This window comes from Haloarcula onubensis, assembly GCF_031624605.1.
In the GTDB taxonomy this organism is placed as follows: Archaea; Halobacteriota; Halobacteria; order Halobacteriales; family Haloarculaceae; genus Haloarcula; species Haloarcula onubensis.
Window position 1 is genome coordinate 638,414 of sequence record NZ_JAMQOS010000001.1, and the last position, 19,482, is coordinate 657,895.

Below are 19,482 nucleotides of genomic sequence, written 5' to 3' on the forward strand. Positions count from 1 at the left end.
ACTCTTTGTGCGGTCGAGACAAAATAAGCTTCCGTTCGCTCCTGCGGGCGTTATACTATCCTTACCACACCTAACTGGCGGGGAACTATCCGACCGAGGGCGGCCGGGTCGGGTGCCGATAGGTCGGCCGAGCGACGGCCGGGCATCGGCCGTCGAATCAGTCCGCGCGTTCCGGTGGCCGGGCGGTGATGAACCGCCTGAGGTCATCGCCGACCTCGCCGACCGCCTCGTAGGGGCGGCCGACGACGATATCGCCGGCGCGGCTCTTGCCCACGCCGGGGACCGTCGCCAGTTCCGCCATCGACGCGCTGTTGACGTCGAGCGGGTAGGGGACGCCGGTCACGGAGCGGTAGCCGTGGTCGGTGACGGCCACGTCGATGGTCCGGCCCAGTTCCCGCTCGCCGGGCAGGCCGACGAGCAGCGGGTAGGTCCCGAGTTGCCGGCCGAACGTCTTCCCGTCCTGGTGGTACTCCAGGTGCACGTCGGGCAGCACCGTCCCGGGCGGCGCGACCCGCTGGAGCATCGGGTTGTCTATCTCCTCGCGGACCTCGCGTTTGTACTGCTTGAACAGTTGCTTGTGGTCTTTCGCGATGTCCGCGCCCGTCTCGGCCATGTCCGTCCCCTCGAAGGCCATCACCTGCCGGATGTTCACGCGCCGGAGCATCAGCCCCGCGTCGTAGACCCGCTGGAGGAACTGCTTGTTGTGCTCGAACGTCTCCCGGCGCTCGCCTTTCAGTCCGTGGACGAGGTTGATGCCGGGCAGCAGCTTGGGGAGCCGGCGGGCGGCGTCGTCGCCGTGGTTGGGGGCCGTATCTCTGTCGCCTCCCGGGCGGAACCCCGCGACCTCGTTCACTATCTTCACCGCCTCGAAACACTCGTCGGCGGTGACGTTGAGGTTGTTGTCGCTCATCACCTCGGGGTCCGCCGACTCCAGCCCGAACGCGGCCGTGTCGCCGGGCGTGTTGTGCTCGGCGATGATTCGAATCCCCTCCCGGGCCTTCTCGGGCCACTTCACGATGGTGATGGGGTTCATGTTGTCCAGATGGAACGTCTCCAGGTCCGGCGCGACCTCACGAATCCCGCCGTAGAGCCGGCGAAGCGCGTCGGGATTGGGCGCCTCGCCGTCGCCGCCGTAGGCGAGGATGTCGGCCTGCCGACCAAGCCGGAAGTGCGCGACTCCCCTATCGGAGAGGGCGTCCACCTCGTCGACGACGCTCTCGGGCGGCCGGAAGTCGGGGTTGCCGTACATCGGCTCCGTACAGAAGGAACACCGGTAGGGACAGCCACGCGAGGTCTCCATCTCGCAGATGAGGTAGTCGGGGTGGTTGGGGTGTTGCTCGACGACGAAGGCGCCGGCCCGGGCCCAGCGGGTCTCCTCTTCGACGTCCCGATAGCGGTTATTGAACCCCTCCAGCCCCGACTCGACGAGGTCGTACACCGCGGCTTCCACGTCGGCCATCGCGAGGAAGTCGAAGTCCAGGTCGTCGCGGGCCGTCTCGCTGGCCCCCTCGTTGGCCTCGCCGACGCCGAAGCGGACGGGTCCGCCGATTATCGAGGTGCCGTCGGCGGTCCAGGCCAGTTTGCGGACCTCGTCGGGTTCGGCGGGCGTCCCGCCGACGTACTTCCCGGGGACGGTCATCCCGCCGACGTACACCATGAGGTCGGCCGTCTCCACGTCGCGCCACAGGTGGGTGTCCTCGCGGAGCGCGTCGATGGTGTGGTACGTAATCCGCGATTCGGGGACGCCGGCGTCGACCAGCGCCCCGGCGGCGTAGCGCGGGTACGTGGAGATGTACGGCGGGACCCCGAAGTGGGCGGGCTCGTCGACGTAGCCGTCGACGATGGTCACGTCGAGTTCGGCGGGGTCGGTCATACCCGCGGTTTACGCCTCGACACCTAAAACCGTGTTCGGTCGTCGGCGTGTGTCGACCGTCGACACGTTCGACTGCTGGTAGTCCTGGTAGCGGACCTGGACGGTCACCCGCTCGCCGGTCCGCTCGTCGATGGCGCGGGCCAGTTCGTTCGGCAACTGCCGGTAGGGGCGGTCGCTGGTCCGGGACAGTGTCACCGTCACCGTCGAGGGCTCGAACAGCGGGCCGACGCCGACGTACTCGGCGGTCACGGAGACGACACCGAGGTCGTCGTACGCGGCTCGCTGGAGGACCTCCGTCGTCGCCGCGTTGACCGACCGCTCGTAGGTCACCTGCTGGTAGGTGCCGACGCCGACGGCCCCGACCACCGCGACGACGACGAGGACCGTCGCCGCGAGCGTGGCGGTCCGCCGGAGGCCGTCCGTGGTGAACACGCCCCTGTCGACCGTGTCCGGCTCGTACCCCATGTATTTGAATGTCAGATACGCGCCGAGGTTGACGGCGACGATGGTCATCGTCAGCAGGACGACGCTCCCGACGCCGATGGCGGGTCGCCCCCAGGCGAAGCCGATGCCGGCGGCCGCCGCCGTGGGGATGAGCGCCGCGGCGACCATCACGCCGACGATGGTGACCTGCCCCTTCGTCGCGAGGCTGAACGAACCGGCCGCGCCCGCCGCCAGCCCGACGACGACGGAGAGGATGCTCGGCGAGAACCGGATGGCTATCAGCTCGACGTTCCCCACGGCCAGTTCGGCCGGGACGGCGAGGCCGACTTTCAGTAGCCAGCTAAAGGCCGTCGCGCCCACGACGGCCAGCCCGAGCCCGATACCCTGCATCCGGAGGCTGTCGAGGACCATCCGCTGGTCGTCCCGGACGAGGCCGATGCTCGCGGTCAGCATCGGGCTGACGATGGGCGCGAGCACCATCGACCCCACGACCACGGCCGGCGAGCCGATGAGCAGCCCCGCCGTCGCGATGACCGTCGAAAGGGTCATCAGCCACAGATACGAGCGGGTGTTGCGCCGCATATCCTTGGCCTTCGACCGGAGCGTGCGGGGGGCGACCCTGTTTGGCGTCTTCGCCCAGCGGTCCTGGACCTCGTCGACGCCCTGGTAGGACGCGAACTCGGTCTCGAGGGAGACGATGTACCACTCGTCGCTGAAACCGATGTCGTAGAGCTCGTCTAACACCTGCTCGACCGCGTCGGCGGGGACGACGAACGAGACGAGCGTCCGGTCGTCCTCGCCGCTGGTCTCCTTGGTGGTCGAGACGCCGAGTTCCCGCTCGCGTAACGCCGAGACGATGTCCTCGCAGTGCTCGTCGGGCACGACGACTTGGACAAGGCGCATTACCTGTGCGGAGGGGCGACAGCCGAAAAAGTAGCCGTCGGGTATCGCGACGGACGGTCGCGTCTCGGGACGAAAGCCCGCATTTCGACGGGTACGAGTCCTGCCGTGCCGGGTAAGCTCGGCGTAGTCGCCCTAACGGCTCACGTGGTGCGCTCACATCCGGTCAGTCGTCGGCGCTGACCGGCCCTTCGTCGGCCTGGGCCGCCCAGAGGTCGGCGTACTCGCCGTCAGTCGCGAGCAGGTCGGCGTGGCTGCCACGCTCTACGACTTCGCCGTCGTCCATCACCACGATGGTGTCGGCGTCCTGAATCGTCGAGAGCCGGTGGGCGATGACGAACGCGGTCCGGTCCTCGACCAGCCGTTCGATGCTCGCCTGTATCTCGCGTTCGGTCTCCGTGTCCACGTCGCTGGTCGCCTCGTCGAAGATGATGATTTCCGGGTCGTTCAGCAGCGCGCGGGCGATGGCGACCCGCTGGCGCTGGCCGCCCGAGAGCTTGATACCGCGCTCCCCGATTTCGGTGTCGTAGCCCTCGGGCAGGTCGCGGACGAACTCGTGGGCCTGGGCCGAGCGAGCGGCCTCTCGGACGCGCTGGCGGGCACTCGCCGAACCCGCCGCTTCCCCGTCGAGCACCTCGCGGTCGCCGTAGGCGATGTTCTCCCCGACGGTGCCCGAGAACAGGTACGGGTTCTGCTCGACGACGGCGACGTCGGCCCGCAGCGACTGCAGCCCGTACTCGCGGACGTCGACGCCGTCGACGCGCACGCTTCCGGAATTCACGTCGTGAAAGCGCGGGACGAGCTTCAGGAGCGTCGACTTGCCGGCGCCGGTCGCGCCCGCCAGGCCGACCGTCGCGCCAGCGGGCACGTCGAGCGAGACGCCTTCGAGCACCGGTTCCCCGTCGCCGTAGCCGAACGTCACCTCGTCGAACTCGACGTCGCCGTCGATGCTCTCGGGCGTGTAGGGCTCGTCGGGGTCCGTAATCGTGGGGGCCCGACCCAGCAGACCGAACACCCGCTCGGCGCTGGATTTGGCGAGCTGGTACTTGTTGGCCGACTTGCCGACGCGACGCATCGGCGAGTAGAGCCGGCGGAGATAGAGGAAAAAGAGGGCGAACGTCCCCGCGCTGAGGATGGCCTCGCCGTCGGCGCTCGTGATGAAGTCCATCCCGGCGATGTAGAGGATGGCGACGAAGACGACGCCGGTCAGGAGCCGAAGGCCGGCGAAGAACGCCCGCCGGATGCGGAGGGCGGCGACCTTCTCGTCGTGGTACTGCTGGCTCTGCTCGACGACCCGGCCGCGCTCGAACTCGTAGCGGTCGAATGCCTTGATGACCGGCGCGCCGCTCAGGTTGTTCTCCAGTCTGGTGTTGAGCCGCGAGACGGTCTGGCGAATCGACCGATAGCGGGGCTCTATCCAGGTCAGGAAGAACCCGCTGGCGACGCCGATAATCGGGACGGGTGCCAGCGCGACCAGCGCGAGCAGCGGCGAGTAGGTGTAGAGGACGACGGCGATGCCGCCGACGGTGGCGACGACCCGAATCAGCTGGCGGAACTCCGTGTTCAGGAACGACTCCAACCTGTTGATGTCGCTGTTGAGGATGGACATCATCCCGCCGGTCTGGTGGTTGGCGAAGAAGTCCATCGAGAGGCGCTGGAGGTGGTCGTACGTGTCGTTTCGCAGGTCGCGCTGTATCTTCTGGGCCGAGGACTGGAGCAGATAGCGGGAGGCAAAGCGAGTCGCCGACCGGACCAGATAGGCGATGGCGGCGATGGCGACCAGCCGCTGGAGGAAGGCTATCTTCGCGGCCTCGCCCGTGATGGCGCCGCCAGGCAGGAGTCCGGCGTCGGTCAATAGCCCGGGGTCGCCGCTGTTGAGGACCACGCGGTCGATGGCCGCGGCGACGATGATGGGCGGGACGAGGCGGGCGAAACGGGTGAGGAAGGCGGCCAGCACGCCGACAGACAGTCGTAGCCAGTACGGTTTCGCGTAGCCGACGAGCTTCGCTATCGGGTTCCCGTCGACGTTTTCGCGGACCCCCTCGAAGCCGCCGTCCTCGTCGGTCATACGGAATGTTCGGCTCGGAACTGAAATACTCGGGGCTTCTGGTCAGTCTTGAGTTCGACCGATTCAGACGTAGATGCAGCCTTCCTCGCGAGTGCCCGCTGGCGTCGGCCGGGCGCCGCCGTCGACGCGGGCCGCGCTGACGGCCGCGGCCAGGGAGTCTACGGCGTCGTGATTGTCGAGATAGGTCTCGCGGTGGTCACCCAGTGCGACGCCGCAGTCTGCGACGGCCGCGAGGTTGTGCTCGCGGCGGGCGCGTGCGCCGTCCGTGTTCTTATACCCCTCGCGGTAACAGCCCAGCCAGCCGAACGTGGCCGCCGGGTACACCTCACAGACGACGGTGTCGGCGTGGGCGCCGTCCTGCATCGGTACGACCGCCGTGTCCTCGCGGGTCGCGAGGCTCCCGAGCACGTTCCGGGCGCCGTGGTAGGTCATGCTCCGCACGCGGTTGGTGTACGGACAGAGCGCGCCACGGCGGGCGTCGGTCTCGCGTCGCACGTCGCGCTTGCCGACGGTCGTCTCGGCCGTGCTGCGACAGGTCTCGGAGAACGCTGCCGGGTCCGCCGGCCGGTCGCTTCCGGCGACCCACGACAGGAAGCCGCGCCAGTCGCCGCCACAGCGCTCGTCGAGTAGCGCCTGTGGCAGGCTGAACGGGAAGTCCAGTCCCGCTGTGTGTACGTCCTCGGCCGCGATGCGCTCGACCAGCCCCGCGTGGGCGCTCTCGCGAGACCGTCCCCATCTGTCCGTCGCCCGATAGCAGTCCTCGATACGTAACCCGACCTCTGTCTGTGTGGCTTCAGTCACCCAGAGCGCGTCACCCGCCGCGCTCGCCCCGCTGAAGTCCACGCCCATGACACCGGAACCCATGACCCACCTGTCTATGCCGAGCCACTTCAGTATTCTGACAACCTCGGGCTGGTCTTTCGTCCGGTCGTGAGCGCTGTTCGCGGTCCCAGCCGCTCGGCGAGACGGTCCGGCGTTCGCCGCCAGATGCCGAAAGCGGTTTGACGCTTCCGGACCAACGAAATGGCATGCCAGAGACGCTGGAGGTCGTCTGTACCGACGACGACTGTACGCTCGACATGTTCGAGCTCCACTACACCTACGACATGCCCGACGGGACGGGCGTGTCGGACTTCGCCTGTCCGTACTGCGGCGGGGTGGACTGTCTGGAGGCGGTCGAGTTATGATGGGCGGCATCGGCGAGTCCATCGGGTCGGCCATCTTCGAGAACCTGGGCCGGGCCGCCGGTCGGGTCCAGGAGAACAAGCCGCTCCCGGCGGACCTCCTCGAATCCGACGACGCCTACCTCGTCGTCTTCGACGCGCCGGGCGCGACCGCCAGCGACCTGCAGGTGCGCTACGTCGACGACCGCGTCGAGGTGCGCCTGGACCGGTTCCGGGAGTTCTACGACGACTACGAGATGACCTACCCCGGCCGCGGGCTCGCACTGGACGGCTCGGTGACACTGCCCGAGGACGCCGTCGTCGACGCCGAGGCGGCCTCGGCCACGCTGAGAGGCGACGGGACGCTCCACGTCGAGATTCCGAAGGCGGCGGCCCACGAGGCCGACGAGGCCGCCGACACCGACGACGAGACCGAGGCGTAACGGCTCCCTCGGACCGCCGGTCGCTTTTCCACCGCTCACCAGTCAGCCGTCGGGTCGCCCAGCGGGTGGAACGTCTCGTCGCCGTCGAAGCGCGTCGGGTCGAACTGCCCGGCGAGCGTCGCGTCGATGGTCGGAGACTTGTCGCGGAGTCGCTCGGCCAGCCACTCCCCGACGGCCGGCGCGCGCATCAGCCCGTGGCCCTGCCAGCCCGTCGCCACCCAGCAGCCGTCGGCGACCGGGCCGACGAGCGGGTCGCGGTCGGGCGTCGCCGTACAGGGGCCGGCCCACGACCGGGCGACGCCTGGGTCGAGCGCCGTCGCCCCCCGGAGTCGCGCAAGCGCCGACGCGACGAACTCCGGGTCGGCCGCCGGGTCGCACTTCTGGGGGTCGACCGCGTGGGCGCCGTCGCCGACCAGCACGCCGTCGCCCCGGGGCCGCCAGTAGAACTCCTGGCTGGCGTCGTAGAACGACGGGAGGTCGGTGGCCACCGGTTCGGTGACCAGCGCCTGCGCACGGTACGTTTCGAGCGCGAGCGGGATATCCAGGGCGGCCACGAGGGGTTTCGTCGCCGGCCCGGCGGCCACGACGACGGCGTCGAACGCGGTCTCACCGCCGGCCGCCGGACTGTTGCCCGTCCCGCTGTCGGCTGTCTCGACGGTCGTCGGGCCGGCCAGCGACACCGGCGTCCCCGTTCGGATGGTCGCCCCCGCCGCCCGCGCTCGCCCGGCGAGATACTCGACCACCGCGTCCGGGTCCAGCGTCCCGGCCTCGGTCGCCACCGCGCAGGCGGTCAGGTCGCTCGTCCCGACGGCGGGGTACCGCTCGCCGAGCGTCTCGGGCTCGATTGCCTCGACAGCGAGCCCCAGGTCCCGCATCTCCGCGGCCTGTTCGCGGACCGCCCTCGCGTCGCGCTCCTCGCGGGCGCCCCAGACGTACGGACGCGGCGAGAGCAGGCCCCACTCGCGGTACCGTTCCAGCGCGCGCGTGGCGACGGCGGCGTCGGTCGGGTCCGCGAAGGCGTCGTAGCAGACGCCCGCCGCCCGCCCGGTCGCGCCGCTGCCTAGTCCGTCCCGTTCGTACAGCACAACGTCGACGCCCGCCGCCGCGAGGTCCCCGGCGACGACCAGCCCGACCGCGCCGCCGCCGACGATAGCGACCCGCATCTATCCGGTCGCCGCGCCCGGTGTAGCGACCCGGTCCAAGCTCCGACTTCTCGCCATCACCCCACCTCGTCGCGGACCCGCTCTGGCAGGTCGTCGTCCGCGTCGGCGTAGCGGTCCGGCTCCGGCGGCATCTCCCAGTCGGTCGCCAGTTCGAGCAACTGGACCAGCATCTGCGCCGTCGCCCCCCAGACGGTGTAGCCGTCGACGTAGAAGAAGTGCAGCCGAACCTCCCCGTAGTGGGGGTGGTCGCGGTGTTCGGACTCGTAGTTCGCCAGGTCCGTCAGCGCCGCCACCGGCAGGGTGACGATTTCGGCCACCTCGGCGTCACTGGGGTGGTACTCGCGGTCGGGGATACGGCCCACGAACGGCCGCACGGAGTAGTTGGTTATCGTCCGGATGTCGTCCAGGCGGCCGACGACGTGGACCGCCTCGGGGTCCAGCCCGATCTCCTCCTCGGCCTCCCGAAGCGCCGTCGCAAGCAGGTCCGCGTCCTCGGGCTCGCGGCCGCCGCCGGGGAACGCCATCTGACCGGGGTGGTCGCTCAGGTGGTCGGCCCGCTTCGTGAACAGAATCGCCTCGCCGTCCTCGCGAGTGACGACCGGGACGACGATGGCCGCCTCGCGGTCCTCACCCGTGACTGTCACGGGGTCGTGGGCACCCACCCGGTCGAAGTCCATAGCGGTACGGAGGGGGCCGACGCTCTTAATTCGTCTGGGTGGCCTCGTCGAGGAGCCCGCGCGCCGACGCCAGTTCCACCGGCCCCCACGCTTCGAGGTCGTAACTCACGTCGAGCAGTTCCGCTATCCGCTCGTCGTCACCGGCCCGGACCGCCTCGGCGGCGTCCTCGCGGAACCGCCGCTCGGCCGCCGCGGCCACCGTCTCCTCGGACGGGTCCCGCTCGGGAAGGTCGAGGATGTGCGGCAGGTCCGCGACCCCCTCGACGATATCGGGGAACGCCGCCGGCCCGACCACTATGAGGGGCGCGGCCGCCTCGGCGTCGTGGTCGGCTACGTCGACCAGATGGTACGTCGACAGCGCGCCCTCGATGGCCGCCTCGACCGTCTCGCTGTCCACGTCGTCGCCCCGCTTGAACGCCAGCTCCCCGCAGGCCTGTACGAGTGTCGCCCGCGTCACCGGCCCGACGACGTCCACGACCCCGGCCAGTTCGTCCGGTGTCAGCTCCATGGTCCAACGCGTATGTCCAGTGGCTTCAGCGTTTCCGCCCACGTGCCTTCTTACTGCGGGGGTTCCTCGCGCCCTTCGGGCGCTGTGGGAACCCTCCTTGCTAAAATCTACGCTAAAAAGGCTGCACCTCGGCCTTCGGCCTCGGTTCAGTGAACCGCGCTCCCGTCGGTCGCGCGGCTGTTCACCGGCCACTGCACCGCCCGTACCGACCGCTCTGGGAAGCCCATATTTTGTCCTGTGGATTGCATCGGCTGCGTATCCTCGCTCTCACGCCCGCGCCGTCTCGGGGAGTCGGCCGTCGACGTGGAGGACGAGGAGGACGGCAAAGAGGGCGACGAGCCCGCCGCCCATCCACTCGAAGATGGTGGGGAAGCCGACGCCGGCGTCACGGAGCAGGCCGACGACGAGGCTACCCGGGGCCTGGATGAGCATCATGCCCGCGCCGTAGGCCGAGTAGGCGCTGGCGCGGTGGTGGTCCGGCAGCGAGCCCAGCAGGTAGGTGTCGACGGCGGGGAAGATGCTGTGGATGACGTAGCCCATGACGGCGCTGAGTCCGGCCAGCGCCCAGAACCCGCCCAGGGCGGGCAGGAGGAGGATACAGCCGGTGAAGGCGGCGAGGATAGCCAGCATGTACGGAATCGCCGGGAGCCGGTCGACCAGTCGGCCGCTGACGTAGAACGCGGGGACGCCAGCGGCGAAGGTGACCTGCAGCAGCGTCCGGCCGGCCCGTGCCTCGATGCCGACGGTTCCCAGATAGGTGACGTAGAAGTTGAACACGCCGTTCCAGACCATCGTCGTCAGCCCGAGGGTGGCGACGGCCGTCACGACGATGGGCCACTGGGCGCGGAGCGCACCCAGGAAGTCGGTGTCTTGCCGTCCGGCGTCGGGGAACTCCGTCCGGCGGGCGACCAGCGTGAAGACGACGGTCACCACCGCCGCGGCGACGGCCATCGCCTGCAGCGTCGTCCGCCAGTCGCCGACGACCAGCGCGGCGGTGACGATGCCCGGCGCGGCCACCGCGGCCAGCTGGCTGGCGACGCCGTGTTGCCCGAGCGCCCGGCCGGGTGATTCGGGGAACAGCTCGCTGATGAGCGGGTTCGCCGCGATGAAGTAGACGCCGCTGGCACACCCCATGACGAACGCGCCCAGCAGCAACAGCGTCGGGTCGGTCGTCAGCGCGGTAAAGGCCGTCCCGAGGGTGAGTATCACGCCCGAGACGAGGATGGCCCGCGCTCTGCTGACGCGGGTCAACAAGAGGCCGGTCGGGAGCCGGGGCACCGCGCTACCGGCCCACACGAGCGTGGCCAGTAGCCCGAGCGTGGCGTCGCTCGCGCCGGTGGCCGCTCTGATGGGTTCGATGAGCGGCGCGAAGACGACACGGGCGAGGTTGATGCAGAATATCAGTCCGAGCAACGAGCCGAACACGGACCGTCGGGACACGTCCACGCTTCGCCCGATACCGTGAAGGCGCTTCCGGAACGCCGCGGCCTTTTTATCGTCGGCTGTCACACTGTCGCACATGGACTCGGTCAGAAAGGCCCTCCGGAGCGGGGACGTCGAGAAAGACAGCTACGGGCGACTCTCCTGTAGCGCCTGCGAGGAGGAGCTAGCGACGGACAACGACCCCGGCGAAATCGGGAAACAGCGGGTCTGTCCGTCGTGTGGTCGCACGTGGACGGAGCTGAGCTAGATTACTCGAAGACGGCGTCGAAGGCGTCGGCACCGAGCGGTTCGTATCGCCCCGCGTCGACGTTCTCCCGGGCGTGGTCGACCGAGCCGGTCCCCACAAGCGAGCAGGTCACGCCCGGCGCGCTCCGGGCGAAGTTGAGCGCTCGCTGGGCGCGCGTCTCCCCCGCCAGTTTCGCCTCGACGCTCTCGGGCATCTCCGTCGCCAGTCGGCCCTGCATGATGGACGCGCTCGTGAACACGTCCAGCCCGGCCTCGTGGGCGAACCACAGCGCCGACTGCGGGCCGTCGGGCCCCTCGTGTGCCGCGACGGTGAAGGCGTCGGCCATGAACACGTTGAACGGTAACTGCACCGCCCGGAAGTGCGTCGCGGTGTTGTCCGCCGCCTTCGCCGAGGCCCGCGCCCGCTCGACGACTTCGGGCAGGGAGAGGTACCGCTCGTGGTCCGCGGGCACGCGGAAGGCGTCCCACGTCGCGACGCCGTAGTGCTCGATGTCGCCGGCGGCGGCGCGCCGTTCCAGTCGCTCGAAGGTCGCTTCGAGCTGGTCGTACACCGCCTCGCGGCTGTTCTCGGCGAGCTGTGTCTCCGGGTTGTGGACGTAGTACAGGTCGACGGTGTCGAGGTCGAGGTTGTCGAGCGAGCGGTCGAGCTGGTCGTCGACGAAGGCGGGCGCGATGCAGTGCTGACCGCCTACGAGGTCCGCCCGGTCGACCAGTCCGGTATCGACGTACTCGCGCTTGACGAACGCGCCCGGATCGTCTGGCCGGTCGCCGTCGAAGGGGACGAACCCGCCTTTCGTCGCGACGACGACCGCCTCGCGGTCGACGTCGGCGTCGGCCAGCGCGCGCCCCACCACCCGCTCGGAGCGCTGGTGGCGGTAGTTGATGGCGGTGTCGACGACGTTGACTCCCGATTCCAGCGCTAGGCGGATGGCCTCGTCGTAGGCGTCGTCGCGCTCGTCGGTCGGTTCGCCGAGATACGTCCCGACGCCGATGCTGGAGGCGACGCCGTCGCCGAAGCGCCGGAAGAAGGTCCGTGCGAAGTCGTCGTGGGCGTCCCGGTACGCCCACGTCCCCTCACGTGTTGCCATACCCGAAGTTGCGGTCGTGCGGGTAAAAGGAGCGAGGTCTGTAGCTGGCCGGAGTTCACCTGCGTGCCCGAGCTAGCGTTCGCCGGCCATGGCCTCGAAGAACCGCTCCTGCAGTTCCTCCCGGGAGACGCCGTCGCTCGGGCCGATGCCGTCCATGTACTCGATGGGTATCTTCCCGCCGCCCATCCGGGCGTGGCCGCCGCCCTCGGCCATCGGGATGTCGTCGACGACGGCCTCGACGACGCGACCGATGTGGACCCGGTCGTCACGCGAGCGGCCGGCGACGCGGATGGTCCCCTCCTTCTCGCCGACGACGACGACGGCCGACACACCCTCCAGTGTCTCAAGTTCGTCGGCCGCCTGGGGTATCGCGTCCGTGTTCGACACGTCGCCCACGTCGCTGAACCCGTAAGGGGCTCTGACCTCGCGGTCGCTGATGGCTCTGGCTTTCACGTCTAAGACCTCGGCGTCGACCTGCGGGTTGGCGATGCGGTTCAGCAGGTCGGTGTCGACGCCCTGGTACAGATACGCCGCCGCGGCGAAGTCGGCCGCGGAACAGCCGTTCGTCAGCGACCGCGTGTCCGACTGGATGCCGTAGATGAGCCCCGTCGCGACGTGGCTCGGCATCGCCTCTTCGGGCACGTCGTCCGTGTCGACGCCGCCGTCGGTCAGCGCGACGTCGACCTCGAAGAAGTCCCACTCCAGGGACTCGAAGTACTGTGCGAATATCGTCGCACAGGCACCCATATCGGTCTGCACGTCGGTGAAATCGGCGCCGGTGCCGCCGCCGGGGTGGTGGTCGATGACGGCAATCGGCTCTATCTTCTCCGCGCCCGCGAAGCCGCGTGGCTTGTTGTGGTCGACGAGCACGACGGCCTCCGTCTTGATGTCGCCCAGGGTCTCGACGCGGTCGAACTCGAGGTCCAGCACCGTCTCGAACGCCCGGTTCTCCGGCCGTCGAATCTCACCCGAGTAACACAGTCTCGCGTCGGTCCCCGTGGCGGCCGCGAGCTGGTCGACCGCCAGCGCCGACGACATCGCGTCCGGGTCGGGGTTGGGGTGCATCAGCACCGTCACGGCGTCGTGGTCGGCGAGCAGCGACTGGAGCCGGCTGACCGGCGACCGCGTCAGGTAGCGATAGAGGGTGAATCCGCCGCCGAACAGCACGACGAGCCCGACGACGACACCGGCGACCAGGACCGGGTTCTCGCTGACGTAGCCCGGAACCCCCTCGGCCAGGCTGATTAGGTCCCCTGCGGCCACCAGGTACATACCGGGTAACTGCTCCGGGGAAGGATAAGAAGGTTCCCCCGGTCACTCGGCGACGTACGAATCGACCGCCGCACGGTACCCGTCTCTGAACGTCGGATAGGCGAACTCGTAGCCCAGTTCGCGCAGTCGGTCGTTCGAACAGCGCTTGCTCGTCTCGATGCGCCGCTTCGCCGTCTCGGAGAGGTCGGGGTCGGCCAGGCGCTCCTCGGTCGTCTGTTTGGGCGGGAACGCGACGCCACACCGTTCGGCCAGCCAGTCGGCGAAGGCCCACTTCTCGACCGGTTCGTCGTCCACCACGAGGACCACCCCGTCGCGGTGGCCCCCCTCCAGCAGGAAGCGGACCGCCCCGGCCGCGTCGTCCCGGTGGACCATGTTGAGATAGCCCGCGGTCACGGGCCCCTCCAGATACCGTTCCAGCCGATAGCGGTCGGGGCCATAGAGCCCCGCGAAGCGCGCTACCGTTCCGTGGCCGCCGTACTCGCCCGGCCGTTCGCGGGCGACCCGCTCGGCCTCCGCGAGCACGTCGGTCTTCTCGGTCTGTGGGTCCAGTGGCGTCCCCTCGTCGACCCAGTCGCCGCCGTGGTCGCCGTAGACGCCCGTACTGGAGGTGTACACCAGCCGCTCGGGGGCGTCGGTCCGCGACCAGAAGTGGTCGATAGCGGTTTTCAGTCCCTCGACGTACACCTCGCGGGCCACCTCGGCACCGCGACCGCCGGAACTCGCCGCGAAGACGACCCAGTCGGCGTCGGGCACCGCCGACAGCGAGTCGGCGTCGGTCACGTCGGCCCGGACCGCCTCGAAGCCCGCCTGCTCGATTGCGTCCCGTCCGGCCTCGGAGCGTCGCACCCCGACGACGTCGTGGTCGGCGGCGAGCTGTCGGCCCAGTTCCAGCCCGACGTAGCCACAGCCCAGGATGGCGACCCGGCTCATCGCTGCTGGCTCTCGATGTAGCTGTGCAACAGGGCGTACTCCTCGAGTGTCATCGGGTAGCGGCCCTCTATCTTCTGTTGAATCTCCTTTGGTTCGAGCTGACTGTCGATGCCCGAGGCCAGCGACTCGACGTCCATCACGGCCGTCGTCATCCCCATCAGGAGGATGTCCCGGGCCTCGGCCTGCAGGGCGTCGGCGTCGGGCCGGTCGGGGTCGGTCGCGAGGACGGCCGTCGCGTCCGAGAGCGAGAGCGCCGCGCCGTCGCCGTCCGCGACTGCGTCGACGGTCTCGCGGTCGAGGCCCGCCGACTCGGCGACGGTGTCGGCGCCGACCGACGCGACCGTCTCCGCGAGGACCGACCCGTAGGCCGACAGCAGCGCCTCGGGCGACTGCTCGCCGGCGTCCGGAAACTCGGTTCTGAGCATGGCTGTGGCTACGGGGTGGCGGCGTTATATGGATTGGCTTCGCCGCCGATACTATCGCGACCGAAAGGGCAGACCGAGCCGCGACCGGGGCCGAACGACCCGTCTACAGCCGCCCTCAGCCGGGCGTCGGCCACCCCGCCGACGTCTCCACGCTGTTGCCGTCCTTGTCGCCGACGCCGCGCGGCTTCGGCGGGACTACCACCACAACGCCGGTGTCGGCGTGAAAGGAGATTCGCGTATTGGCGCCCAGCCGTTCACCACTCCCGTCGCCGTCGACGTCTAGGTCGACCGCCCGCTCCTCGCGGACGTACCTGACCGTCGCGCCTGGGGTGTCAGGGGAGCCGTGTCTCGCCGTCACGCTGAAGCGGGCGTACGTCCCCTCGACCGTCACCACCCAGACGTTCATCGTCAGATACCACGGAAGTAGCGGCGGTGCGAGCGGCAAGCCGGACGGGAGCACCTTCGTCCCCAGCCGTTTCTTTGCGAGCCGTTCGACCTCCTCTCGGCTGCGGTCCGCGAGCGCGCTCTGGACCCGACTCCGTGACGTTTCGCGGACGGCGTTCACGGTGCGGTTCACCGGTCCCTTCGACGGTCTCGCCAGGGCGGTCGACAGCGCCGCGTTCGTGTCCCGAAGCAGCCTGAGTCGGAGCCAGTCCTGTCGCAGTGTGGAGAGTCCCCGGCGGTCGGCGGCCACCTCGGCGACGCGGTCGGCCGCGGAGTTGTTCGCGAGGGCCAGTCCGCGCGCCGCCGTCGTGTCCCACCGGCTCATCGCGTCGCTGACGATGCGTTCACTCGCCGCCCGGTCCGCGCCAGTCGCCGTCCGCACCCGCTCGACGAGCGCGCCGACGACCGCCCCGTTGGCCCGCGCGACCTCCGTCTGTAGCTGGCTCCGGGGACCGCCGAGGGCCGCGTTCGACCCGCCCTCGGTGTCGTTGGCCGCCGCCAGCGTCCTGGCCGCCGCCGCGAGGCCGACCCGGTTTCTGGCGCTGGCCCCGGCGTTTACCACCTCGGTCGCGGCGTTGCCGTAGGGGACGCTAAAGACGTTGACGTTGCGGGCCACGAGCGGGTGTTCGGTGCCGTCGACGGCCGGGACCCGCGACTCGCTCACCGAAGCCAGCGTCAGGTACTGCGGCTGGGCCTCGACAGTCGTCCGAACCGGGCCCGCGGGGCCGGTCGGTGTCGGTCGGGTACGTGGCACGCGCGTCTCGCGGGCGGTCAGTGCCCGTCTGAGTCCGGAAAGCGACCCGCCGGGAAGCCCGTCGAGCCGGTCTGTGAGGTTTGATTTCACTCTCGACTGGTTTCCGGCGTGGCCGCCCAGCCGCCGCTCGACGGCGTCGAGGAACTCGACGCGGGCCGCGACGCGGGCCCGCTCGGCGGCGCTGTCGTAGGTCGACGGGGCGTCCACCAGCTGCGACCGGCGCTGCCGGAGCTTCTGCCGGAGCCGTCGGGCCGGGTTCGTCCGGAACGTCCCCACGGCGCCGCGGTCGGTCGTCACGGTGATGTCCCGAACCCGCTCGCGGAGCCGTCGCAGGTCGCGGGCCATCCATGTGTGTATCGAGTCGGGCTGTGACCCGGTGATGGACACGGTGTCCGCAGCGAACTCCCCGAGCGCGACGTCTTTCGCGGCGCGTTTCCGGCTCCGGTCCAGCAGCCTGTCTCTCGCTTTCCCTTCCACGTCGGCGAGATTCTCACCGCCAAGCGGGCTCCCGTCCGCGTCGTGGGCCGTCTCGACGCCGCGGACCGGCACGAGCGAGTCGTTCCGGTGGGCGCCGACGAGGGCGAGACTGACGCGGACCCGCTCGGTGTGGCTGTTCCTGGTGACTCTGTTACTGTTGCCTTTCACCCACGTCACCTTCCGCGTGTACGTGACGTCGACTGTCCGACCCCACCGTTCGAAGGCGTGCCAGCCGCTCGGCACGCGCACGCCGATATCGAACGAGTCGACGACGCTCGCCGTAGCGCTGGTTCTGTCCCTCGCCGCGGTCCAGTTCGAACCCGGCGGGTCGGGCCTCTCGGGTCGCCCACCGCGGACGTGCTCGCGCTCGCTGACGACCGTCGCCCGGACGGTGTAGGCGTCCCTGGCTGTTGCGTTGAGGGCGTCCGGAAACCCGACCTGCCGATAGGCGGCGTCGACCGTTCCGTTGACGCCGATATGCAGCGGCTCGTCGGGCTGGACTGTGGCCCCGCCGCCGGTGGTGATGTTCTGACTCGCCGGCCGGTAGCTCGTCCGGCTCAGTATCTCGCTCGCGAGTTGGCTGTTGCTTCCGGCGACGATATCCTCGATGCCGACGGCGGCCGTCGCCTCCGTCAGCGCCTGTCGACCCGCTGGGTCGCTCCGGCCGAAGACCGACCGCTGGACCCCGAGCAGGGCGCCGTTGGTCGCCAGGCTCACGTGTCTGTTCGCGACGACGTTCGCTATCGGAGCGCCGCCGAACTGCGCGTAGCCCCGCGCCCACGCGATGGGGTACAGCCGGGCGGTCAGGCGCTGGCTCAGCCCCGGTTTCGTCAGCCCGTTCGTCACTCTGGCCTCGTACGTCTCCATCTGGTCGTGGAGGTGCAACACCGGCGTCGGGACGACGACGGTCCGGTCGACCCTGCGCCGCGTGAGAACCTCACCATCGCGTCGGGCCGTCACTGTGACGTTCTCGACGGTGGCGCGCAACGCGGTGTCGTTGTCGCCGGCCTGCTCGACACTCACCCGCTCTATCGCGCGCTCGTACTCGGCCGTCGAATCGACCGCCGGGAGCGACGCCGTCGCCGTGACCCCGTCGCTGCGGGCCGCGAGTCGCTCCAGGTTGGCCCGGACCTGCAGATACACCCGCAGCCGCAGGCTGTCGCGGAACGGCTGGCCGTCGGACAGCGCCCGGCCGACGGGCGTGTCGGCCGGTTCGAGGACGGGCGCGGCGGCGGCCCGGCGACCGGCCGTCGCGACGCCCTCGCGGACGGCGGTGTCGCTGGCGGCCGTCACCTCGCTCAGCGCGCGCTCGACGGCCGTATCGCTCGGGGCCGGCTCGGTCGACAGCGTGGGTGCGAGCGCGAGACTGGCGACGAGCAGCAGGACGCCGACCAGGGCAAACGGGACGCGCCCTCGCCGGTCCTCGGCCAGTGAAAGCCCCCGGCTCATGGCTTCCACGTCCTCACAGTGACCGTGACGTTCCCGGTGTCGACGGCGCGGGCCGCCGCCTCGGGGGAGTCGAACCGGCGGCGCATATCGCGCTCGAACCTGGCTGCGAGCGCCGTGGTCAGGTCCGCGTTCAGTTCGGTCGTCGACCTGGACTCGACCGAGAGCCGTCCGGCCCGGGTGAGCGCTCCCATGCGGCGGTAGCGACGTGTCATCAGCCGGTCGGCGGGGTAGTCGCCGTCCAGCGCGACCTGGGCCTGCTGTGGCGGGAACAGCGTTTCGACGGTGGCGGCGGCCGCCACCACGGCGATGCCCCTGTATCCCGATGCCCTCGCCACCCGCCGGAGTCGCCCGCTGGCGCTCGTGGCCGGACTCGGGACGGTCGTCGTCGCCGCGTTCACGTCGGCCGTCGGTGGTGGCCGCTCGCCCACCCGCATCGTGGCGTTGAGCGGCGCCCCGCGGTAGGGTTCCCAGCGGGTCCGTACGACCGTTCGGTGCCCCCGTTCGCGCAGCCGGTTTCGCGTCGTCGTCGCGACCGCTCGCTCGAAGCCCGTTCCGACTCGTGAGAGTCGGTGCCCCTCGTAGCTGACACGACTCATCGCCGCCTCGGCCAGCAGTTCCGCGAGCGTTCCGTGGGCGGTCCGCTGGTGGGTCGCCGTCGCGTTGGTCGTCCAGGTTGGCGGGTCGCCCGGCACGGCCAGGGTGTACTCGATGCTCGCCGTGCTCGTCGCGAGCAACGCCGCCCGCTCGGCGGCGGGGTTCCCGGTCGTCGGGCGCTCGACCGCGGCACCGTTGACGAGGGCCGCGACGGCTGCGCCGACGAGCAGGAGGCAGACGGTCACGTCGACCACGGTGCTCGTCGCCCGGTTCATCGCCAGACCGCCACCCTGAGCCGGCCCCGTCGGACCGTCGCCGGGCCGAGCGCGACGCTGACGGTTCGTTCGTCTGTGTCGGCGCTCGCCGGCGGCGTCGGCCCGGCTGACCACTGCCGTTCGGCCCGTAGCGTGACGTTGCCCTCGTACCCCGACGGTATCGCCGACAGCGAATCGGACACCCGCGCCGGGTCGACGACGCCGCCGGTGGTCAGCCGTCGCTCGACGGCGTCGGCGGTGGGACCGGCAACGTCTCGCTCGCCGGTCGCCGCTGCGAGCCCCTCGTCCAGCGCGCCCGCGTACAGCGCGAGCCCGGCCGAGACGGCGACGACGGCGACCAAGGCCGCCAGCGGTTCCGTTGCCGCCCTAGCCGACGAGCGTGACATCGACCCCTCCCCAGGCGACGTGTCTGGCCGTCAGCCGGTCCGGCGCCGGGCGCCACTGGTCCCCGTCGGTCGCCGCTCTCTCGGTCGCCCGCCGGAACGCACCGGGAGACCCGAAGGCTGCCGACGGTCGCTCCCCGTCGAGGACAGCGGCGAGCGCCTCGTCGACGGCGGGGACCACCGGCTGCAGGAGCGTCTCGTGAGCGGTGCCGCCCGAAGCGCGAAGGCCGAGCTGGCGACCCGTCAGCGACCACTCGGCGGCGTGCAGGTCGCGGGTGGCGACCGACCCCGGTGGCCCCGTCGCCACTTCGTCTATGGTCGTCGCGGCAGCGGCCGCGTCGGGCGGTGCCGACGCGGGCAGCTGCGTGACGACGCCGAGGACGGCGACGCTCACCACCCCGACGGCTACCCAGACGTACGCGGTGTCGACGTGGGTGTCGAACATGGGCCGGGCTGGTCGCTC

19 protein-coding genes are annotated in these 19,482 nt (G+C 70.2%); 3 read left to right on the forward strand and 16 right to left on the reverse strand.

The features are described from left to right. Positions 1–157: 157 nt before the first annotated feature. The 4 genes from NDI86_RS03295 to NDI86_RS03310 form a co-directional block, all read right to left on the reverse strand. Positions 158–1,873, reverse strand: a complete 1,716-nt coding sequence (locus NDI86_RS03295) for a radical SAM protein (protein WP_310898968.1) — start codon at positions 1,871–1,873, stop codon at positions 158–160. Between the two features lie 9 nt (positions 1,874–1,882). Continuing rightward, positions 1,883–3,220, reverse strand: coding sequence for a TIGR00341 family protein (locus NDI86_RS03300; RefSeq protein WP_310898969.1), 1,338 nt, complete (start codon positions 3,218–3,220; stop codon positions 1,883–1,885). Between the two features lie 163 nt (positions 3,221–3,383). Beyond that, the gene (locus NDI86_RS03305; protein ID WP_310898970.1) at positions 3,384–5,285 is read right to left on the reverse strand and encodes an ABC transporter ATP-binding protein; all 1,902 of its coding nucleotides are present in this window, start codon (positions 5,283–5,285) and stop codon (positions 3,384–3,386) included. 63 nt (positions 5,286–5,348) lie between these two features. Continuing rightward, the gene (locus NDI86_RS03310; RefSeq protein ID WP_310898971.1) at positions 5,349–6,149 is read right to left on the reverse strand and encodes a DUF429 domain-containing protein; all 801 of its coding nucleotides are present in this window, start codon (positions 6,147–6,149) and stop codon (positions 5,349–5,351) included. A 164-nt stretch (positions 6,150–6,313) separates the two neighbouring features. On the opposite strand from NDI86_RS03310, the gene NDI86_RS03315 reads away from it, so the two are divergent. Together NDI86_RS03315 and NDI86_RS03320 are read left to right on the forward strand one after the other, a co-directional pair. After that, the gene (locus NDI86_RS03315; RefSeq protein ID WP_310898972.1) at positions 6,314–6,472 is read left to right on the forward strand and encodes a DUF7559 family protein; all 159 of its coding nucleotides are present in this window, start codon (positions 6,314–6,316) and stop codon (positions 6,470–6,472) included. Then, a complete protein-coding gene (locus NDI86_RS03320; RefSeq protein WP_310898973.1) occupies positions 6,469–6,891 on the forward strand; it encodes an Hsp20/alpha crystallin family protein in 423 nt (140 codons plus the stop codon). Before NDI86_RS03315 ends, NDI86_RS03320 begins: the two co-directional genes overlap by 4 nt. Before the next feature lie 35 nt (positions 6,892–6,926). On the opposite strand, the gene NDI86_RS03325 is transcribed toward NDI86_RS03320, so the two are convergent. The 4 genes from NDI86_RS03325 to NDI86_RS03340 all read right to left on the reverse strand — a co-directional run bounded on the left by NDI86_RS03325 (position 6,927) and on the right by NDI86_RS03340 (position 10,643). Beyond that, positions 6,927–8,054, reverse strand: a complete 1,128-nt coding sequence (locus NDI86_RS03325; protein ID WP_310898974.1) for an NAD(P)/FAD-dependent oxidoreductase — start codon at positions 8,052–8,054, stop codon at positions 6,927–6,929. Between the two features lie 56 nt (positions 8,055–8,110). After that, a complete protein-coding gene (locus NDI86_RS03330; protein ID WP_310898975.1) occupies positions 8,111–8,731 on the reverse strand; it encodes a CoA pyrophosphatase in 621 nt (206 codons plus the stop codon). Between the two features lie 25 nt (positions 8,732–8,756). Then, the gene (locus NDI86_RS03335) at positions 8,757–9,239 is read right to left on the reverse strand and encodes a DUF7109 family protein (protein WP_310898976.1); all 483 of its coding nucleotides are present in this window, start codon (positions 9,237–9,239) and stop codon (positions 8,757–8,759) included. A 267-nt stretch (positions 9,240–9,506) separates the two neighbouring features. Then, positions 9,507–10,643, reverse strand: coding sequence for an MFS transporter (locus tag NDI86_RS03340; RefSeq protein WP_310899643.1), 1,137 nt, complete (start codon positions 10,641–10,643; stop codon positions 9,507–9,509). Between the two features lie 115 nt (positions 10,644–10,758). On the opposite strand from NDI86_RS03340, the gene NDI86_RS03345 reads away from it, so the two are divergent. Beyond that, complete coding sequence (locus tag NDI86_RS03345) at positions 10,759–10,929, forward strand: HVO_0758 family zinc finger protein (RefSeq protein WP_310898977.1); 171 nt, start codon at positions 10,759–10,761, stop codon at positions 10,927–10,929. Between the two features lies 1 nt (position 10,930). Here NDI86_RS03345 and NDI86_RS03350 read toward each other — a convergent pair whose 3' ends face one another. The 8 genes from NDI86_RS03350 to NDI86_RS03385 form a co-directional block, all read right to left on the reverse strand. Beyond that, positions 10,931–12,016, reverse strand: a complete 1,086-nt coding sequence (locus NDI86_RS03350) for an aldo/keto reductase (RefSeq protein ID WP_310898978.1) — start codon at positions 12,014–12,016, stop codon at positions 10,931–10,933. A 72-nt stretch (positions 12,017–12,088) separates the two neighbouring features. Continuing rightward, complete coding sequence (locus tag NDI86_RS03355) at positions 12,089–13,288, reverse strand: DHH family phosphoesterase (RefSeq protein WP_310898979.1); 1,200 nt, start codon at positions 13,286–13,288, stop codon at positions 12,089–12,091. A gap of 42 nt (positions 13,289–13,330) precedes the next feature. Then, the gene (locus tag NDI86_RS03360; RefSeq protein ID WP_310898980.1) at positions 13,331–14,218 is read right to left on the reverse strand and encodes an SDR family oxidoreductase; all 888 of its coding nucleotides are present in this window, start codon (positions 14,216–14,218) and stop codon (positions 13,331–13,333) included. After that, a complete protein-coding gene (locus tag NDI86_RS03365; RefSeq protein WP_310898981.1) occupies positions 14,215–14,643 on the reverse strand; it encodes a DUF5791 family protein in 429 nt (142 codons plus the stop codon). Before NDI86_RS03365 ends, NDI86_RS03360 begins: the two co-directional genes overlap by 4 nt. A gap of 115 nt (positions 14,644–14,758) precedes the next feature. After that, on the reverse strand, positions 14,759–17,767 hold the full coding sequence (locus NDI86_RS03370) for a DUF7286 family protein (RefSeq protein WP_310898982.1): 3,009 nt from the start codon (positions 17,765–17,767) through the stop codon (positions 14,759–14,761). After that, a complete protein-coding gene (locus NDI86_RS03375; RefSeq protein WP_310898983.1) occupies positions 17,764–18,636 on the reverse strand; it encodes a DUF7284 family protein in 873 nt (290 codons plus the stop codon). The genes NDI86_RS03370 and NDI86_RS03375 overlap by 4 nt, the downstream gene beginning before the upstream one ends. Then, positions 18,633–19,022: a DUF7285 family protein gene (locus NDI86_RS03380; RefSeq protein WP_310898984.1), complete on the reverse strand. Its 390-nt coding sequence runs from the start codon at positions 19,020–19,022 to the stop codon at positions 18,633–18,635. The genes NDI86_RS03375 and NDI86_RS03380 overlap by 4 nt, the downstream gene beginning before the upstream one ends. Continuing rightward, on the reverse strand, positions 19,003–19,464 hold the full coding sequence (locus NDI86_RS03385; RefSeq protein ID WP_310898985.1) for a DUF7283 family protein: 462 nt from the start codon (positions 19,462–19,464) through the stop codon (positions 19,003–19,005). The genes NDI86_RS03380 and NDI86_RS03385 overlap by 20 nt, the downstream gene beginning before the upstream one ends. Between the last annotated feature and the right edge of the window lie 18 nt (positions 19,465–19,482).

What these genes read in the sequence shown, in the direction of transcription:
- NDI86_RS03295 (WP_310898968.1), bottom strand. Translation starts at nt 1,873, where the DNA reads ATGACCGACCCCGCCGAACTCGACGTGACCATCGTCGACGGCTACGTC.
- NDI86_RS03300 (WP_310898969.1), bottom strand. Translation starts at nt 3,220, where the DNA reads ATGCGCCTTGTCCAAGTCGTCGTGCCCGACGAGCACTGCGAGGACATC.
- NDI86_RS03305 (WP_310898970.1), bottom strand. Translation starts at nt 5,285, where the DNA reads ATGACCGACGAGGACGGCGGCTTCGAGGGGGTCCGCGAAAACGTCGAC.
- NDI86_RS03310 (WP_310898971.1), bottom strand. Translation starts at nt 6,149, where the DNA reads ATGGGTTCCGGTGTCATGGGCGTGGACTTCAGCGGGGCGAGCGCGGCG.
- NDI86_RS03315 (WP_310898972.1), top strand. Translation starts at nt 6,314, where the DNA reads ATGCCAGAGACGCTGGAGGTCGTCTGTACCGACGACGACTGTACGCTC.
- NDI86_RS03320 (WP_310898973.1), top strand. Translation starts at nt 6,469, where the DNA reads ATGATGGGCGGCATCGGCGAGTCCATCGGGTCGGCCATCTTCGAGAAC.
- NDI86_RS03325 (WP_310898974.1), bottom strand. Translation starts at nt 8,054, where the DNA reads ATGCGGGTCGCTATCGTCGGCGGCGGCGCGGTCGGGCTGGTCGTCGCC.
- NDI86_RS03330 (WP_310898975.1), bottom strand. Translation starts at nt 8,731, where the DNA reads ATGGACTTCGACCGGGTGGGTGCCCACGACCCCGTGACAGTCACGGGT.
- NDI86_RS03335 (WP_310898976.1), bottom strand. Translation starts at nt 9,239, where the DNA reads ATGGAGCTGACACCGGACGAACTGGCCGGGGTCGTGGACGTCGTCGGG.
- NDI86_RS03345 (WP_310898977.1), top strand. Translation starts at nt 10,759, where the DNA reads ATGGACTCGGTCAGAAAGGCCCTCCGGAGCGGGGACGTCGAGAAAGAC.
- NDI86_RS03350 (WP_310898978.1), bottom strand. Translation starts at nt 12,016, where the DNA reads ATGGCAACACGTGAGGGGACGTGGGCGTACCGGGACGCCCACGACGAC.
- NDI86_RS03355 (WP_310898979.1), bottom strand. Translation starts at nt 13,288, where the DNA reads ATGTACCTGGTGGCCGCAGGGGACCTAATCAGCCTGGCCGAGGGGGTT.
- NDI86_RS03360 (WP_310898980.1), bottom strand. Translation starts at nt 14,218, where the DNA reads ATGAGCCGGGTCGCCATCCTGGGCTGTGGCTACGTCGGGCTGGAACTG.
- NDI86_RS03365 (WP_310898981.1), bottom strand. Translation starts at nt 14,643, where the DNA reads ATGCTCAGAACCGAGTTTCCGGACGCCGGCGAGCAGTCGCCCGAGGCG.
- NDI86_RS03370 (WP_310898982.1), bottom strand. Translation starts at nt 17,767, where the DNA reads ATGAGCCGGGGGCTTTCACTGGCCGAGGACCGGCGAGGGCGCGTCCCG.
- NDI86_RS03375 (WP_310898983.1), bottom strand. Translation starts at nt 18,636, where the DNA reads ATGAACCGGGCGACGAGCACCGTGGTCGACGTGACCGTCTGCCTCCTG.
- NDI86_RS03380 (WP_310898984.1), bottom strand. Translation starts at nt 19,022, where the DNA reads ATGTCACGCTCGTCGGCTAGGGCGGCAACGGAACCGCTGGCGGCCTTG.
- NDI86_RS03385 (WP_310898985.1), bottom strand. Translation starts at nt 19,464, where the DNA reads ATGTTCGACACCCACGTCGACACCGCGTACGTCTGGGTAGCCGTCGGG.